Source organism: Neptunomonas japonica DSM 18939, assembly GCF_000422765.1.
GTDB classification, from domain to species: Bacteria; Pseudomonadota; Gammaproteobacteria; order Pseudomonadales; family Balneatricaceae; genus Neptunomonas; species Neptunomonas japonica.
Window position 1 is genome coordinate 89,573 of record NZ_KE383915.1, and the last position, 17,622, is coordinate 107,194.

Sequence of the window (17,622 nt, forward strand, 5' to 3'; positions counted from 1 at the left end):
GGACGAGTGCAACATTTTGATAAATGCTGCACTTTCATTTCCCTCTATACTAAAGTAATAAAGATGAACGTAAAGCAGATGCTTGATAAAGAAGTAGTTTCTCGCTTATCGACGGCGCAACAAGCTGTAATACAACAGAGGAATAACTACCAAGGTCAACAAGGTAGAAACCAACAAACCAAAAATCAAACTAACTGCCAAGCCATTAAAAATCGGATCATCCAATATAAAGAATGCGCCCATCATCGCCGCCACAGCCGTTAATATAATGGGTTTAGCTCTAACGCTGGCGGCGCTAACAACCGCTTCTTCTAGCGCTATTCCGCGCGCTATCAGGTGATTAATAAAGTCCACCAGCAATATTGAGTTACGTACAATAATACCTGCCAATGCAATCATCCCAATCATTGATGTTGCCGTAAACTGCGAATTTAACAGTGCGTGCCCCGGCATAATACCTATCATGGTGAGTGGAATGGGTGCCATGATCACGAGCGGAACCATATATGAGCCAAACTGCGCCACGACTAACAAATAAATAAGAATCAAGCCTACAGAGTAAGCGGCGCCCATGTCACGAAATGTCTCATAAGTGATTTGCCACTCACCATCCCATTTGACGGAATAGTCGTATTGATGTTCAGGCTGACTAATGAATGCTTGTCCCATTGCCTCAATCTGCCCCACCATATCAAACATGCCATAGAGAGGACTATCCTGCTGGCCAGCCATGTCACCCGTAATATACACAACAGGCAACAAATCTTTATGATAGATATTTTTTTCCCATACTCTGCTCTGAACTATCACAACTTCCGATAGAGGTATTAATTTACCTGAACGGCTCCTCAACTTAATATCCAATAGAGCATTGGCATCAGCCTTACCTGCAATAGGCAACTCTAACCGAACCGGTATAGGATATTTCGCATGCCCCGTATGAAGATAAGTAACATCCTCCCCGTCCAACGCTGCAGCAATGCTTGAGACAACATCCGCTTGATTAATGCCTAATCGCGCAGCTTTACTACGGTCTATTTCAAATACAACTCTATCTGCGTTTACTTCAATACTCGTATCTATATCAACTAAGCCGCTGGTTTTCTTAAATAAGGCTTCAAGCTCGCGTGCTTTCGCAATTTGCCCTTTATAATCAGGCCCATAAACCTCAGCTACGAGTGGCGCCATTACAGGCGGACCCGGCGGCACTTCAATCACTTTAACCGATGCAGAAAACTGCTCAGCAATTTTTGTTAACTGCGGACGTACAGAGAGGGCAATATCATGACTCGAACGATCGCGTTGTGTTTTATCAGCGAGATTAACCTGAAGGTCACCTTGGTTAGCAGCTTGGCGTAAATAGTATTGGCGAACTAGCCCATTAAACCCAATCGGTGAAGCGGTACCCGCATAAGCTTGAATATTTTCTACTTCATCAACATTAAGCAGCGAGCTAGCCAACTCAAACAGCACCCGGTTGGTCTGTTCAAGTGTCGTACCCTCAGGCATATCAACAACCACTTGAAACTCACTTTTATTATCAAAGGGCAACATTTTTAAGATAACTAGCTGCACAACACCTAAACCAATAGCCCCTGCAATTAGGCCTATCAATGAAAAACCGAGTAAATAGCGGTTTAATCGTTTACCCGTACCTAAAAATGGTGTCATTAATCGTTTAAAAATACCATACAATCTCGATTCGGCTACATGGGCCTTATCACTAGTTTTAACTGATGTATGGTTTTGCTGTGTGCTGACATTATGCTTAAGAAGTTTGTAACAAAGCCAAGGGGTAAACGTGAAAGCTATAATCAAAGACAACAGCATCCCCATTGATGCATTAATAGGTATAGGGCTCATATAAGGCCCCATTAAGCCGCTGACGAACGCCATTGGTAATAATGCTGCAATAACAGTAAATGTCGCCAGAATCGTCGGCCCGCCGACTTCATCTACAGCGATAGGGATCGCTTCAAGCAGAGTTTTCTCATCTAACGCCATATGGCGGTGAATGTTTTCAACAACAACAATGGCATCGTCGACCAGAATCCCTATAGAGAAGATAAGTGCAAATAACGAAACACGGTTTAAGGTAAAACCCCACGCCCATGACGCAAAAAGTGTCACCATTAATGTCAGTATAACAGCGGCTCCGACAACAATTGCCTCACGTCGCCCCAACGCTAAAAAAACCAGAGCAATCACTGACAAGGTCGCAAATATAAGCTTTTGAATTAATTTATTGGCTTTATCATTAGCCGTTTTTCCGTAGTTCCGGGTTATCGTAACCTCAACACCTTGCGGTATTACGTGACCCTTTAGATGCTTCACTCTTTCCAAAACATGATTGGCAATATCTACCGCATTCTCACCTGGCTTTTTACTGACGGTTAACGTGACAGCAGGTTGATTTGCCTTAGCGCCCTTTTCTGCAAACCACACGTACTGCTTATTTTCAGCTGCAAATTGTTTGATCTCAGCAATATCTTGCAAATACACAGGCCTACCATCGACCATGCCGACAACCAGTTCGATGAGGTCATCACGTGTCGAAAAAAAAGTGCCTGCAGTAACCGGTGTATGTTTATTATCGCCAACAAAAGCACCTGCTTTTACAGCAATATTACTCATCATTAGCGCTTCTTTAAGCTCAACAATTGAAATATTACGTGCTGCCATTTTCTGCGGATCCAACAGAACACCTACTACTTGTTCAGGGCCGCCAATCGTCTCTATATCTCGCGTGCCAGGTACGCGTTTAAGTTCAGCTTCTAAGGCATGCGCTACTTGCCGAAGCTCATAAGCTCCGCGGGACATATCAGTGCTGTGCAGGGTTAATGCAACAATAGGAACATCATCAATCCCTTTAGGTTTAACAATAATAGGACCTACGCCCAAATTAGCAGGTCGCCAATCCACATTTGAATAAACAGCATTGTAGAGCCGCACTAGAGCCTCTGTTCGCTCAACACCGACCTTGTATTGCACGGTGAGAACAGCCAGCCCTGGACTCGATACAGAATACACATGCTCCATATCTTTGATTTCACTCAGCACCTGCTCTAACGGTGTACTAACAAGCGCTTCAACGTCAGCAACAGAAGCGCCAGGAAAAGGAACCATGACATTGGCCATGGTGACGTTAATTTGCGGCTCTTCTTCACGCGGCGTCACTAGTGCGGCAAAAACGCCCATGAGCAAACCAACTAATGCAAGCAAGGGAGTAAGTTGAGAGCGCATAAAGCGATTTGCTATGGCGCCAGAAAAACCTAAAGGTTTATCCATTTTCTTATCTCACCTCTTCAATAGAGGCAGTAACTGTCAAGATACCTGCAGCTATGGGATCTGTTGCAATAGCTTCGCCCACCATTAGCCCAGAGAGCACTTCAACTTGATGAGCAAAGTGACTCCCAACTCGTACTTGACGCAGCTGGGGCAATACGCCTTCTCCTGAAGCACCAAGAACATAAACACCCGCGACTTCAGAACGATAAACAACACTTGATGCCGGCACGAGCAAACGCGCCTTTTCACCCGTTTGCACCGCAACTTTGACTAGTTTCCCTGGATATAAACCGTTTTCTGCTGCAGGCAAATTAAGCCTCATTCGCACGGTTCCGGTGGCCGCATCAGCAACCGGAAAAAAGAATACTTTTAAAGGTAAAACCGTAGACCCATTGTCTAATACAACATTAACTAACGGTTTTTCTCTAATAATTGCAGCTATCGATTGGGGTAAATCTGCGTAAACACGCAGGTAATGTGGATCAAAACCGCTCAACAGCGCCATACCGGGTTGCACAGCTTCGCCCACTTCAACATGACGCCCACTGACGACGCCACTATAAACAGCTTTTATCTCGGTATATGACACTTGCTGTCGCGCACGATTAAGAGCCGCATGCGCACTAGTGAAACGAGCTTTAGCGCTGTTGTAGCTAGCAATAGCTGCATCATAGTCCGCCTTAGACAATAGCTTTTTTGCATAAAGTGCTTTTACACGTTCATATTGCTGAGTCTGCGCTTTACGCTGCGCTCCGGCTTCACTTAGACTTGCCTTTGTCTGGTTAAGGGATTCTTTTTGGTCAATACCTACTAGCGTTAAGATAACACTGCCCGCTGGCACATGATCACCAACTTCGACCATAACTTGATCAACTACACCACTTGTTTGGGCAGATACTGTAGCTTTAGATACAGCCTCAACGCTTCCTTCTAAAAGACGCTGCAGCGGCATTATTGTTTTCGCAACCGTAATTGAGTTTAACTCTTGCGCTTTCAGATATTCAGGGGCTAAAGCCATAAAAGATACAAGCAAAATAAAAGACGCCACTGAACGGAACATATAACACCCCAATGAGTAAGTTCTCTCTATTTTAGCATATTCTAATATAATGCCAACTCTCTAATTTAACTAGATATCTCGTCGCTTTAACCGGACACTATTCTGCAACCGTTCAGGTTCAAGTAAGTATTCTCTTATATTTGCAATTTCAAATTGAATGTTTGCTCAAGAATATTGACTAACTAGCTATACGGTCAGAATAAAGTAAAATAACTATTCGCCGATAAAGTACATATAGTAGTTCGGAGAAATTAAATGGCGTTGTTAATTTATGACAACGGGAATCTTGTAAAGAACCCGTCAGCAGCTCAATTTCCACAGCGCGGTGTTGCAGCCACCTCAAGGAGTACTGCGGCCAAAAATTCGTTACAGAACAATACTGTTGGCAACCCTCAGATTACAACACAAGCAACCTCGGTAAGCTCTCCACTTACCAGTGGAACACGCTCCACCCTTGTATCATCACGCCTTTATGAAGAAACGGGGCGCAAATCAGATACCCTGCAAGATCGTAGACGACTAATAGCTCTTCACATAATGAATGCACCCGTTGTTACCGTGGGTCAATTCGACACCATTAAATTTGCTTGGGATTTAATGCAGAAAGAGAATATTAATCATCTCATCATAACGAATGCCCATGGACATCCATTAGGGGCTGTTACAGGTGAACACCTGCTGCGTTCTGGCTCTGATTCCAGTGGTTTTGTTGGCAATTTACTGAGCAGTGCATTGATTGCCGTAAGCCCAGAAACATTAGTGCGCGAAATAGCACTGATCTTCATGGAGCAAAAAGTGAGTTGCGTACCGGTAGTTGATCAAGAACATAAAGTTGTTGGTATTGTTTGTCGCAGCGACTTACTGAGCTTACTGGTTAGCGGTCCAAACTTGGAGCAGCGGGTATAGCACAAGCAATAGTGACCTTATAATAGTCGCGTGAATCCTAACGTTAACTGTTGCTCATCTTTGTTAAGATAAATCTCATTATCTGTGATCGTCATAGTGATAGACACTGTACGCTCTAAAAGATCGGAAAGTTTTGAAGATTGCTCTGTATTAAACTGCCATACCGCTACCCGAGGAAGGTCTTTAAAAGCTTCTTGAGCGCGGCTCCACCAAATATCAGCCTCTCGCCCAAAAGCATATAAAGAAACCTTAGGAGATCGACTAACAGCCTTGCGAATACGCTCTGGGGTTGCTTGCCCTACCTCGATCCAATGATTTACCTGCCCGTCTAAAGAGCACTCCCATACATCGGGTTCGTCAGTAGCGGATAGTCCACGGCTAAACTGAAGGTCATCATGAAAATTCAAACCAAAAGCCATCAGTCGAATCATCATTCGTTCTTGAGTTTCAGAGGGGTGTAGTGCAAGTGTAAGCTTGCAGCTGGTATAGATATCACGATTCATATCAACCAGCTGCAACTCAACCTTATAGATGGTTGGTTTATGTGCCATAAATGTTTAAGACGTGGTGTCCAACTGGACCGGTGTTGTTAAAATCAACATAAGGTTTTGTGAATGTTCAGCAGCATCATGACCTAAATCTGTTAAATAACCGCCATCTTCCTGAGAAATTAAATCTTTATCAAATAAACGTTTAGCAGCAGCGACCACTTGAGGTCCTGCGCTGTGGTGCACTTTAATACCTTCTTGTGTTGTACCCAAGTTAAAGTGATTTAATAAATTCAGTTCATCAACCAATTCAGCGTTGTACGGCATTGTTTATTTCCTTACATCATTTTCTATGCCAGCAGCATAGAGCTTATCAGCCTTCCCGTACAGCCCCACAGCAAAAAGATAATCTCCATAAAGAAATAAAGTGATTGAAATCAAGCCCCTAATAATCAATTAAACAAGAAGCCAACCATCTTTAGATCAAAATAAATCTCATCAAAAATTAACCAAAAGTATTGCAACTTTGAACATCACCACGTTTAAAGCCTTCATTAAACCACTTTACACGCTGGGCTGATGTTCCATGCGTAAAAGAGTCCGGCACAACATAACCTTGAGTTCGTTTTTGAATAGCATCATCACCAATCTTACTCGCGGCATTCATTGCTTCATCGATATCACCTGGCTCAACGATATTCCTAACACGATTAGCATGGTGCGCCCAAATACCTGCCAAGCAATCAGCTTGTAATTCAAGCTTTACAGACAACGCATTGGCTTGAGGTTTTGGCATACCACGCTGCATTTTATGAACCTTTTGCAAAATCCCAAATTGCTGCTGCACATGATGGCCTACCTCATGTGCGATCACATAGGCTTGAGCGAAATCCCCAGGGGCACTAAACGCATGCTTTAACTCTTCATAGAAACTAAGATCGATATATACCTTCTGATCTCCTGGGCAATAAAACGGCCCCATCGCCGATTGAGCCATCCCACAAGCAGATTTTACAGAGCCACGGAACAATACTAAACGTGGTTTTTGATACTGCTCACCCATTTGCTGGAATAGCGGGTTCCAGGTATCTTCAGTATCAGCTAATACGACAGAGACAAAATCGGCCATTTCATCAGTAGGTGCAGACGTTTGGTAATTGCGATCTGCGGTTTGGCTTTGAGTCTGCGATGGCACGCCACCACCGCCTAACAGCATATTGAGAACAGTGCTGGGATCCCCCCCCATCAGCATAATAACAACGGCAACAACGAGAATACCTATTCCGCCCTTTTTACCACCGCCAATGCGAAAGCCTCTGTTAGAGCGCCCTGAACTCGCCTGCTCAGTTCGCCGATCTTCTATATTTGAACTACGACGACCACTTTTCCAGCGCATTGACCTTCTCCAACAAATTTATTCCAAGTAAGTATGATGCAAAAAAGGCATGTACTACACCTTAATTAAAGCCTTATCCAGCATACTATTCCAATGCGATATCTGACTAGATGCAAGATAACCCTGACAATAGCGCTTCTTTCACATAAAATTAAATTTTTGATTATAGATCTGGGAATACTTGTGGAATTAAAGCACCTGGTAATTAGAGAATTACATAAAGAAGAAGACCAGGCCACTGTCATCAGTGAGCGTGGCGGTAGCGTTAACACCCAGCACCCTGTTGTACCTGACATGGTGCTCTCTTTGAATAACGCCTTAGCTCGTCGCTCAACGCTCACCCATGGCTCTTTTAATAAAGAAAATCCAAATGGTTATCCGTTCATCCAAGCATTCGAGAATTACCTATCCCAAGAGCAATCATCTTCTGATTTTCTAACGCTTTCAGACTTGGGGATTACTCAGCTTGCTGCGGCAATGGATTCACCGTCATCTCACTCAGCGGTCGGCGGATATATTATTTTCGCCCATTATCAGCAAGAACGTTATGAGTTTTTATTAGTCGCATTGGTACGTAATCGCTCAGCTATTTCCTTAAACGACCAACTCAGCCCTACTGAGGTTAATGAAGTCGATCTTGATAAACTACATCAAGCTGCAAAATTTAATATAACGTCATATAAAAAAGGTAAAGACAGTTACTTGAGCTTTATGGGCACAAAAGAAAAAGGTGATATTACTCATTATTTTTCTAATGCTTTTGGCTGCACCGACGTTACTCCATCTAAAAAATCTACCGGGGACCTCATTCGTGCTACGCGTGATTTCTGTACACAAAATGGCATGTACGACGAAAGAGAACAGGTTGTCGAAGATGTAGTCAGCTACTTAAGCCGCCAAAGATCTGAAAAGAACACTGCCAACCTGCCTGAAATTGAACAGATCTTTGATCAACATATTCCTACAGAAAAAACTGAAGAGATCACTGGGAAATTTGGCCGCTTTGCAAACAGTGAACGATACCAGGTCAGCCAAGAATTTCAGCCACACACACACACACTGAATGCTCACACCAAACTAAAAGCTAAAGCAGATAACTGGCAAGTAGATTTCGCTAAACGCTCACTTGGAATAGTCGGCTCTGGCAGTGATATTGAATTTGATGAAGAAAAGCAAACTTTGGTGTTACGCCGTATGCCAAGCCGAGTTGTCGAACAGATCAAGCGAACTCTAGAAGGTGATGACGAGGACTAGCCTACACTCCAACAAGACAGGAGCCACTCCCAGCCAAACAAACGGTTTCAGCGGAGTGGCCAACACATTTTAGATGACGTTTTTCTTACCTATTTCAAACACCCCATGCAGCTCATAAATATAAATTAATAAACCATACTGATCTAAAACCATATCAAGCATCTTACCTAATTACGCCTTGAACCGAGCAATACTGCACATTTGTTCAATATTGTACTAAAAGTGCTCTATAAAACATTAGTCATCCGAAAACATTTTTTCAAACAAAAAACATACTAAAAATATTACACTAACACCGGGTGATTTTTTCAAACGTTAGCCATTCGCGGAGCTAACGATGGATTATGGGATTGGGACTTAGAAACCAATGCTGATCCCAAGCAACTTGTAGCATCGGCGCAGATCGTTATCCAAATGATAAAGAGAGATCACAATCTTGGATACAAAATTATCGCGGAAGGTGTTTTAAGTACAGAGCAGCTCAGCATTCTTAAAAACTTGGCTGCGATAACGCTCAAGATTACCTGCTTAGTAAACCGATAGACGCTGAAGGCATTTCAACTTTATTAAAAAAGCTGAAAATGAATTAAAAAAGCCACTCAACCTTAGGAGAGTGGCTTTATACTCAACGACACAATCAAATAAGATTCGTCATTGCTAAATCAATACTACTTGTTTTCTACAGCCGCTTTTTGCTCTGGAGCTTCATAAATCAATATTGGTTCAGATGTACCATCAATAACACCTTCATCAATAACAACTTTGCTAACATTTTCCATTGAAGGTAGTTGATACATAATATCAAGCAATGTTCCTTCAAGGATTGAACGCAAGCCACGTGCACCTGTTTTACGCTCTAATGCATGTTTAGCAATCGCATGAAGTGCTTCTTTTCGGAAATCAACTTCAGCGCCTTCCATCTCAAATAACTTTGTATATTGGCGCACAAGGCTATTTTTCGGTTCAGTCAGAATCTGCATCAACGCTTCTTCATCCAACTCCCCAAGTGTAGCGATCATTGGTAAACGACCAACAAACTCAGGAATCAGACCAAACTTAACGAGATCTTCAGCTTCTATATCCAACAATGTGTCAGTAATCGACTTAGTATCATCTTTACTTTTCACACTTGCATTGAAGCCGATTGAGCTTTTTTCAGAGCGATCACGAATAATCTGCTCTAAACCCGCAAATGCACCACCACAAATGAACAAGATATTTGACGTATCAACCTGCAGAAATTCCTGCTGCGGATGCTTACGCCCACCTTGTGGCGGTACTGAAGCGACAGTCCCTTCGATCAGCTTAAGCAAGGCTTGCTGCACACCTTCACCCGAAACATCGCGAGTAATAGATGGGTTATCTGATTTGCGTGAGATCTTGTCAATCTCATCAATGTAAACGATACCTAGTTGTGCTCGTTCAATATCGTAATCGCATTTTTGCAACAGTTTTTGGATAATGTTTTCTACATCTTCTCCAACATAACCCGCTTCAGTCAGCGTAGTTGCATCAGCAATAGTAAAAGGCACATTCAGTAAGCGCGCTAATGTTTGGGCCAATAGTGTTTTACCACTACCGGTTGGACCAATAAGCAAAATATTACTTTTGCTTAATTCAATCTCTTTATTCGCCGTACTACTTTGAAAACGCAAACGCTTGTAATGATTGTAGACAGCAACGGCCAATACTTTTTTAGCACGGTCTTGACCAATTACATAAGCATCAAGCTTTGCTTTAATTTCAGCGGGAATCGGTAAGCTCTCTTGTGCTTCCTGCTCATCGATGTCCTGAATCTCTTCACGAATGATATCGTTACATAGATCAACACATTCGTCACAGATAAAAACAGACGGTCCGGCAATTAATTTTTTTACTTCATCCTGGTTTTTGCCACAGAATGAACAAAAAAGCTTGCCCTGTTCGTTGTCTTTATCGTCGATATTATCGCTCATTAAACCTACCTCAAACTCGTTCCAGCAAAGCGGTATTCCAATTAATAGTGGCTTACGAGGACTTTTTCAACTCATAGCCACATTAATATACTACTTGTTAACCACGCTTTATTGCCCTTGACGTCTATCCAAAACTGAATCTATCAAACCATATTCAGCAGCGGCAACAGGATCCATAAAGTTATCTCGATCAGTGTCACGACTGATAGTCTCAATATCTTGGCCAGTATGCTCTGCCAAAATACGGTTTAACTTTTCACGAATACTGAGAATTTCTTTGGTATGAATCTCAATATCAGTTGCCTGCCCCTGAAAACCACCTAACGGCTGATGAATCATAACACGGGCATTAGGAAGAGCATGACGTTTACCAGCAGCACCAGCGGATAGCAAGAATGCACCCATACTAGCAGCCTGGCCTGTACACATAGTACTCACATCTGGTTTGATAAACTGCATTGTATCGTAAATTGCCAAACCTGCTGTAACAGATCCCCCTGGCGAATTAATATACAAGTGGATGTCTTTATCTGGATTTTCTGCTTCCAGAAACAACATCTGAGCAACAATCAAGTTAGCCATATGATCTTCAACCTGGCCAACAAGAAAGATAACTCGCTCTTTCAGAAGGCGTGAATATATATCATACGCACGCTCACCGCGAGCGGACTGCTCTACTACCATCGGTACCAGACCAGAGTTTTCAATGATCTTGGCATTATCCTGATGGAATACTGACATGCAACTTTCTCCTTAAACCTAATAAACAAAAAACGACAGTGGATTAGCACCAACTGTCGTTTTTCATTCAGTCAATGCATCATTTAACGACGCAAGACAATACGACCCTTCAGCATTTTACTGCTGTGCAGGCTTAATTGCTTCTTCATAAGCAACCACTGCATCAGTTACTTTGGCAGATTCGAGCAAGTGTTCAATCACAAGATCTTCCAATACCAAACTTTTAACTTGATTCAGCATATCATCATTGCTGTAGTACCAATCAATAACTTCTTTCGGCTCTTGATACGTGCTTGCCATCTCTTCGATAGTAGAACGTACACGATCATCATCAGCTTTGATTTCGTTAGCTTTAATAACTTCTTGAACCAACAAGCCTACAGTAACACGACGCTTAGCCTGATCTTCAAACATTTCTTTAGGAAGCATGTTCGGATCAATCTCTGCACCGCCACCAAAGCGCTGTACAGCCTGCTTACGCAGGTTATCAATCTCACTATCAACTAATGAAGAAGGTACTTCAATACCGTTGATATCGACCAGCTGAGTGAAAACCTGATCTTTTAATTTCATTTTAAGAGCATTAGCCATTTCACGTTCCATATTAGAACGTACTTCAACTTTAAATGACTCTAAATCTGCAGCTTCAATACCGAACTTAGTGAAGAATTCTTCATTTAGTTCTGGCAATTCTGATGAAGAAACAGTCTGTACTTTAACGTTAAAGACAGCGTCTTTACCTTTTAGCTCTTCAGCATGGTAGTCTGCAGGAAACGTTGCTTTAACTTCAACATCGTCGCCAGCTTTAGCGCCAACAAGACCATCTTCAAAACCAGGGATCATTGAGTTTGAACCCAACACTAGATCCATACCTTCTGCCGTGCCACCTTCAAACGCTTCGCCATCGACGAAGCCTTCAAAGTCAATTTTCAGGCGATCAGCATCTGCTGCAGCTGTCTCAACTTCAGACCAGTTTGCTTGCTGCTTGCGAAGCGTGTCGATCATCTGTTCAAGATCTTCATCTTTCACATCTGAACTTTGCTTTTCAATTTCGACAGATGTGAAATCAGCTAGCGTGATTTCTGGGTAAACTTCAAACGTTGCAACGTACTGGAAGTCTTCACCATCTTTATCATTCTTAAATTCGATCTGTGGTCCGCCAGCAGGTAAAACATTTTCCTGCTGAACTGCTTCATAGAAGCTCTGCTGGATCACTTCACCAATAACATCCTGACGAATACCAGCACCGAAACGCTGCTTAGCAACTTTCATAGGAACCTTGCCAGGGCGGAAACCGTCCAAACGCTGTGTACGAGCAGCTTGCTGAACTCGCTTATTTACATCACCTTCAATGCGCTCTGCAGGAACAGTGATTGTCATCTGACGCTCTAGAACGGAAGTCGTTTCAACAGAAACTTGCATGGAATTCCTCACCAAAAAATACTATGTACCGGTTTGTCGACCTACATGAATTAATTCATCAGACTATTTTATCTGCTCAATTCATACAGTCGTTTAATTAGACTCGATTATACGTCGATGTCAAAAATTCTAAAGCGCGAAATTTTCCGGCACTTGAAGATATTAGTCAAGCAATTACGGAAAAACAGGAGCTTAAATCTATTTTAGCATTAAGAATGCGCAGAATAAGTAAATATAGAATAAATACAAGAAATGGGGTGAACGATGGGGCTTGAACCCACGACCGCCGGAATCACAATCCGGAGCTCTACCGACTGAGCTACGCTCACCATAATGAAAAACACCATTTATCAGGACGATAAATGGTGCGGATGGAGAGACTCGAACTCTCACGCCTTTCGGCACTGGTACCTAAAACCAGCGTGTATACCAATTTCACCACATCCGCATATAACGTCTTACAATGCATTAACAATAAGGATAAACCTGATATTGTTAAAATACTAATCGTAGTTAAACAGCCCAACCACGTTCATTTTAATAAAGCACCACTTATCATGATAATAACTGGTGCGGATGGAGAGACTCGAACTCTCACGCCTTTCGGCACTGGTACCTAAAACCAGCGTGTATACCAATTTCACCACATCCGCATTTGATAATTTAGCATGGGGTGGACGATGGGGCTTGAACCCACGACCGCCGGAATCACAATCCGGAGCTCTACCAACTGAGCTACGCCCACCATAACTAAACATCACTTTCTTTACTAAAAGCATTGAAAGTACACTTAAATGAAACAGTCTAAAATTACTGTTTTCAGTGCTTAGGTAAGCCCCTCACTCAAGATGGGGCGTATTCTAGGGAGACACTCCCATGCTGTCAACAAGTTTATTCAGCTATTTGTAAGGAAATTTGCAATTATTTCAATAGACTAGGTTTAATCGCCAAAATAGCCGAAATTATAAGCAATTGTTAACGCTTATTGAGAAATACTGCACATAAATCCAATCTCAACAAACCATACAAGACAAAACTCGCTCAGCCCTGACTTAGCTTATCCAGTATTGGGCAAGCCGACTGATCATCTCCTAAACACTCACCTACAACGCTCTCAAGTACATCCTTGATTTTCTGCATCTGCTCAATCTGAGTGTTTACCTTTAAGAGATGCTCCTCCGCCTTTTGCTTAACAGCCGCACTGGTTCTTCTAGGGTCTTGTGAAATCAGTAGCAATTCATGGCTATCGTTCAATGAAAAGCCAAGCCCTCTCGCTCTTTTAACAAAGAGCAGGCTCTCCAACTGCCCTACATCATATAAACGATAACCATTGGCACTACGTTTAGCGGGAGGTATAACCCCCTCCTTCTCATAGTACCTAATGGTTTTACTACTCAAGCCTGTATGCTTAGCAGCTTCTGCAATATTCATTTTTTCACCTAATGCGCCAGCTCTTTATATGCGCTTTTTTATTTGACCTTACCGCCACTGTAACCTTTACACTGATATAAATATTAGCGCATTTAGCGAACACAAACGATTAATTGAATATCAGCAGGAATAACTAATAAACCATGGATACTACTCTAATTCTTGAAAACGTCTCATGCGCAGGCTGCGTTAAGAAAATAGAGACCTGCGTCTCCAACATACCCAATATAGACAATGCTGAAGTCAACTTCCCACAACGCAAGCTATACATTCAAGGCTCAGCCACCCCTGAATCGGTCATTAACGAACTAAAGATCATTGGCTACCAAGCACGCCCTTCGCAAAGCGACGCCGAAGACAGACGCAAGCAAAAAGAAGCTGATTCAGCACAGTACCGTCTGCGTCTAATTCACGCAGGCACGGCCCTTTCTCTTGGCATACCCATGATGCTTGCAGGGTTCTTCATGGATGACATGAGCATCCAGTCAAGCAATGACCAGATATTATGGGGAGCAATAGGACTTCTCACTTTCGCCATCATGTACTTCTCTGGCCGCCACTTCTTCACAGGAGCTTTTACTGCATTACGCAATGGTGGCTCAACGATGGATACCTTAATCTCAATTGGAACGGGCAGCGCATGGCTCTTCTCCATGCTTGTTGTACTCGCTCCTCACCTATTACCCAGCACAGCAAGACATATTTATTTTGAAGCAGCTGTCATGATTATTGGCCTAGTAAACTTGGGCTTAGCAATGGAGTTAAGAGCACGCACACAGACATCAAGTGCCGTAGAGCGCCTATTAGACCTGCAACCGAAAACAGCGCGCGTCATTAGAAACGACAAAGAACTAGACTTACCACTGGAGCTTGTACTGGTTGGTGATAAGATTCGCATCCGCCCGGGAGAGCAAATCCCAGTAGACGCCTGTGTCATTGAAGGCCAGAGCTATATTGACGAATCAATGCTGACGGGTGAGTCCATAGCGACCAACAAAACACCCGGAGACAGCGTATCAGGAGGAACACTCAACAAATCCGGCAGCTTATTAGTAGTTGCTGAAAAAGTAGGCGCAGACACTGCCATTAATCACATTATTGAAATGATTAAACAAGCCCAAAATAGCAAGCCTGCTATAGCTAAACTAGCCGACAAAATCTCAGCCGTATTTGTTCCTGCAGTTCTGGTGATAAGCCTATTAACTGCCTTGCTGTGGTACTTTTTTGGACCTGAACCAAAAATTGCTTATATGTTGATAACAGCTACAACCGTATTGATCATCGCCTGCCCATGCGCTCTAGGCCTTGCCACCCCCATGTCAATAATGGTTGGTGTAGGCAAAGCTGCTGAGCATGGTGTTCTCATTCGCAATGCACAGGCACTTCAAGCCGCCTCAAGTATCAACACGCTTATTCTCGATAAGACGGGAACCATCACTGAAGGCAAGCCCAAGTTAAACCGCATCATTGCTATAAACACTTCTGAGAACCAACTTCTTACACTTGCAGCATCCCTTGAGCAATGGTCTGAACACCCACTAGGGGAAGCCATCACTCAAGCTGCCAAAGATAAGCAACTCACACTTCATAATGTAGAACAATTCAACACTATCACTGGGCGCGGAGTAACGGGCATCATTAACAAGAAGACATTACTTTTAGGCAACCATGCCTTTATGCAAGAAAATAACATAAGCACTCAAGCTGCTAGTGACTTCATTGACGACTTAACCAGCGCAGCACACACACCTATTTACCTTGCTACTGATGGAGAACTTCAAGGGCTACTAGCGGTGGCTGATTCGATAAGAGAAGACTCAGCAATCGCAATTAAACGCTTAAGCAATGCTGGGATAAAGGTCATCATGCTGACTGGCGACAACCACAAAACAGCTAAAGCTGTAGCCAAACAAGTCGGCATTACTGAATTTATTGCTGAAGTGATGCCTGCAGATAAAGCTGACAAAGTAAAAGCCTTACAAGCACAAGGTAGAATTGTCGCCATGGCAGGCGACGGTATTAACGATGCACCTGCGTTAGTCCAAGCAGACGTAGGCTTCGCTGTTGGCAACGGTACCGATATAGCAATAGAGAGCGCCGACATGGTGCTTATACGCAATTCTATACACAGTGTTGCAGATGCCATTGAGCTATCAAAAGCCACACTGAAAAACATTAAACAGAATCTTTTTGGCGCATTCATTTACAACAGCTTAGGAATACCGATCGCCGCGGGCATTCTATTTCCTTTTACCGGCTTATTACTGAGCCCAATTATTGCCGGGGGAGCAATGGCGTTTTCATCTGCAACTGTGGTCAGCAATGCCAATCGTTTAAGGCTATTTAAACCTTCGCATGAAAGCTAAACCTGAACGACTGGTAAGCATTACAGAAGCCACAAAAAAATCTGCGCTTTTCTTGTTAAGCCAACGGCGTGAAAAATAAAGGAGAGTTTCAAAGAGGAGCTAATGGTATCTGGTGCGCCCAGTAGGACTCGAACCTACAACCTACGCCTTAGAAGGGCGTTGCTCTATCCAGTTGAGCTATGGGCACTACAGGAATCAGGAAAACCTGAACCTTTATGAGGCCCTGCTGCTGAACCGAGATTCAAAGGCCTCATAAAGGAGCGCGTATCCTAAAGGAGCACTCGCATGTCGTCAATATTTATTTTAAAGACAGTACATAATTAGCCTTCTTATACCTAATCGCCTATTAATCACCTACCACCCACTTGGCCACAGAGGCTGAACATGAGAAAATCCGCGCAGTTTTGATACAATGCCAGCATCAGGAATCATCTAAAACAATGACCGCACAGATTATTGACGGAAAACAGATTGCTGCCGACGTTCGTCGACAGGTAGCAGAAAATATTCAGAACCGACTAAAAGAAAATAAGCGCGCTCCTTGCCTGGCCGTTGTTATTGTTGGTAACGACCCCGCTTCTCATGTCTATGTTCGCAATAAAAAAAATGCATGCATTGAGGTAGGTATCCAATCGCTATCATATGACCTACCTTCTGACACATCACAGCAACACTTACTCTCTCTCGTTGATGAGCTTAATGCAAACCCTGATGTTGACGGCATACTGGTGCAGCTACCGCTACCTGTGGAATTAAACAGCAATGAGATTCTTGAGCGCATCCAGCCAGAAAAAGATGTTGATGGCTTCCACCCGTTTAACCTTGGCCGTTTAGCTCAGCGCCTGCCCGCTCTGCGCCCCTGCACCCCAAAAGGAGTAATGAAGCTGCTTGAGTCAACCAATATTGATTTGCATGGCCAAGAAGCTGTCGTCGTTGGCGCATCCAACATTGTCGGCCGCCCTATGTCGCTTGAGTTATTACTTGCAGGCTGCACTGTTACAACAACCCACCGCTTTACTCGCGATTTAGCGTTTCATGTTCAGCGCGCCGACATTGTCATTGTGGGCGTCGGCAAACCAGGTATTGTGAAAGGCGAATGGATTAAAAAAGGCGCTATCGTCATTGATGTAGGTATCAATCGTCTCAGCGATGGACGCTTAGTAGGCGATGTTGACTATGATATAGCCGCACAGAGCGCTGGTTGGATCACACCAGTACCAGGCGGTGTTGGCCCAATGACAGTTGCCTGCCTAATGGAAAACACCTTAGAAGCTGCAAAAAACACCTAACTTAGCCACATCCCAAGCATTAAATG

13 protein-coding genes and 5 tRNA genes are annotated in these 17,622 nt (G+C 43.2%); 4 read left to right on the forward strand and 14 right to left on the reverse strand.

What is annotated here, in order from left to right:
• Window positions 1-105: 105 nt before the first annotated feature.
• Together G511_RS0118150 and G511_RS23350 are read right to left on the reverse strand one after the other, a co-directional pair.
• Entirely contained in the window at window positions 106-3,288 is a 3,183-nt protein-coding gene (locus G511_RS0118150; RefSeq protein WP_028470907.1) for an efflux RND transporter permease subunit, read from the reverse strand.
• Window positions 3,289-3,292: 4 nt separating this feature from the next.
• The gene (locus tag G511_RS23350) at window positions 3,293-4,348 is read right to left on the reverse strand and encodes an efflux RND transporter periplasmic adaptor subunit (protein WP_051222217.1); all 1,056 of its coding nucleotides are present in this window, start codon (window positions 4,346-4,348) and stop codon (window positions 3,293-3,295) included.
• A 255-nt stretch (window positions 4,349-4,603) separates the two neighbouring features.
• Here G511_RS23350 and G511_RS24025 point away from each other — a divergent pair, with 255 nt between their 5' ends.
• Complete coding sequence (locus tag G511_RS24025; protein ID WP_028470908.1) at window positions 4,604-5,254, forward strand: CBS domain-containing protein; 651 nt, start codon at window positions 4,604-4,606, stop codon at window positions 5,252-5,254.
• A gap of 17 nt (window positions 5,255-5,271) precedes the next feature.
• Here G511_RS24025 and G511_RS0118165 read toward each other — a convergent pair whose 3' ends face one another.
• The 3 genes from G511_RS0118165 to ypfJ all read right to left on the reverse strand — a co-directional run bounded on the left by G511_RS0118165 (window position 5,272) and on the right by ypfJ (window position 7,138).
• Window positions 5,272-5,805, reverse strand: coding sequence for a YaeQ family protein (locus tag G511_RS0118165; protein WP_028470909.1), 534 nt, complete (start codon window positions 5,803-5,805; stop codon window positions 5,272-5,274).
• A gap of 6 nt (window positions 5,806-5,811) precedes the next feature.
• A complete protein-coding gene (locus G511_RS0118170; RefSeq protein WP_028470910.1) occupies window positions 5,812-6,069 on the reverse strand; it encodes a TIGR02647 family protein in 258 nt (85 codons plus the stop codon).
• 178 nt (window positions 6,070-6,247) lie between these two features.
• Complete coding sequence (gene ypfJ / locus G511_RS0118175) at window positions 6,248-7,138, reverse strand: KPN_02809 family neutral zinc metallopeptidase (protein WP_028470911.1); 891 nt, start codon at window positions 7,136-7,138, stop codon at window positions 6,248-6,250.
• A 183-nt stretch (window positions 7,139-7,321) separates the two neighbouring features.
• Here ypfJ and G511_RS0118180 point away from each other — a divergent pair, with 183 nt between their 5' ends.
• Window positions 7,322-8,392: a nucleoid-associated protein gene (locus G511_RS0118180; protein WP_028470912.1), complete on the forward strand. Its 1,071-nt coding sequence runs from the start codon at window positions 7,322-7,324 to the stop codon at window positions 8,390-8,392.
• A 668-nt stretch (window positions 8,393-9,060) separates the two neighbouring features.
• On the opposite strand, the gene clpX is transcribed toward G511_RS0118180, so the two are convergent.
• The 8 genes from clpX to cueR all read right to left on the reverse strand — a co-directional run bounded on the left by clpX (window position 9,061) and on the right by cueR (window position 13,941).
• Window positions 9,061-10,347, reverse strand: coding sequence for an ATP-dependent Clp protease ATP-binding subunit ClpX (gene clpX, locus G511_RS0118190; RefSeq protein ID WP_028470913.1), 1,287 nt, complete (start codon window positions 10,345-10,347; stop codon window positions 9,061-9,063).
• 108 nt (window positions 10,348-10,455) lie between these two features.
• The gene (clpP, locus tag G511_RS0118195) at window positions 10,456-11,088 is read right to left on the reverse strand and encodes an ATP-dependent Clp endopeptidase proteolytic subunit ClpP (protein WP_028470914.1); all 633 of its coding nucleotides are present in this window, start codon (window positions 11,086-11,088) and stop codon (window positions 10,456-10,458) included.
• Between the two features lie 117 nt (window positions 11,089-11,205).
• Complete coding sequence (tig, locus tag G511_RS0118200) at window positions 11,206-12,510, reverse strand: trigger factor (RefSeq protein ID WP_028470915.1); 1,305 nt, start codon at window positions 12,508-12,510, stop codon at window positions 11,206-11,208.
• Window positions 12,511-12,763: 253 nt separating this feature from the next.
• Window positions 12,764-12,839, reverse strand: a tRNA-His gene (locus tag G511_RS0118205).
• A 34-nt stretch (window positions 12,840-12,873) separates the two neighbouring features.
• Window positions 12,874-12,958, reverse strand: a tRNA-Leu gene (locus G511_RS0118210).
• Between the two features lie 120 nt (window positions 12,959-13,078).
• A tRNA-Leu gene (locus tag G511_RS0118215) sits at window positions 13,079-13,163 on the reverse strand.
• Window positions 13,164-13,179: 16 nt separating this feature from the next.
• A tRNA-His gene (locus tag G511_RS0118220) sits at window positions 13,180-13,255 on the reverse strand.
• Window positions 13,256-13,551: 296 nt separating this feature from the next.
• Entirely contained in the window at window positions 13,552-13,941 is a 390-nt protein-coding gene (gene cueR, locus G511_RS0118225; RefSeq protein ID WP_028470916.1) for a Cu(I)-responsive transcriptional regulator, read from the reverse strand.
• Window positions 13,942-14,084: 143 nt separating this feature from the next.
• On the opposite strand from cueR, the gene G511_RS0118230 reads away from it, so the two are divergent.
• Window positions 14,085-16,307: a heavy metal translocating P-type ATPase gene (locus G511_RS0118230; RefSeq protein WP_028470917.1), complete on the forward strand. Its 2,223-nt coding sequence runs from the start codon at window positions 14,085-14,087 to the stop codon at window positions 16,305-16,307.
• Window positions 16,308-16,417: 110 nt separating this feature from the next.
• On the opposite strand, the gene G511_RS0118235 is transcribed toward G511_RS0118230, so the two are convergent.
• Window positions 16,418-16,494 (reverse strand) — tRNA-Arg (locus G511_RS0118235).
• 253 nt (window positions 16,495-16,747) lie between these two features.
• Between G511_RS0118235 and folD the strand changes: the two genes are divergently transcribed.
• The gene (folD, locus tag G511_RS0118240) at window positions 16,748-17,596 is read left to right on the forward strand and encodes a bifunctional methylenetetrahydrofolate dehydrogenase/methenyltetrahydrofolate cyclohydrolase FolD (protein WP_028470918.1); all 849 of its coding nucleotides are present in this window, start codon (window positions 16,748-16,750) and stop codon (window positions 17,594-17,596) included.
• The last annotated feature ends 26 nt before the right edge of the window (window positions 17,597-17,622 follow it).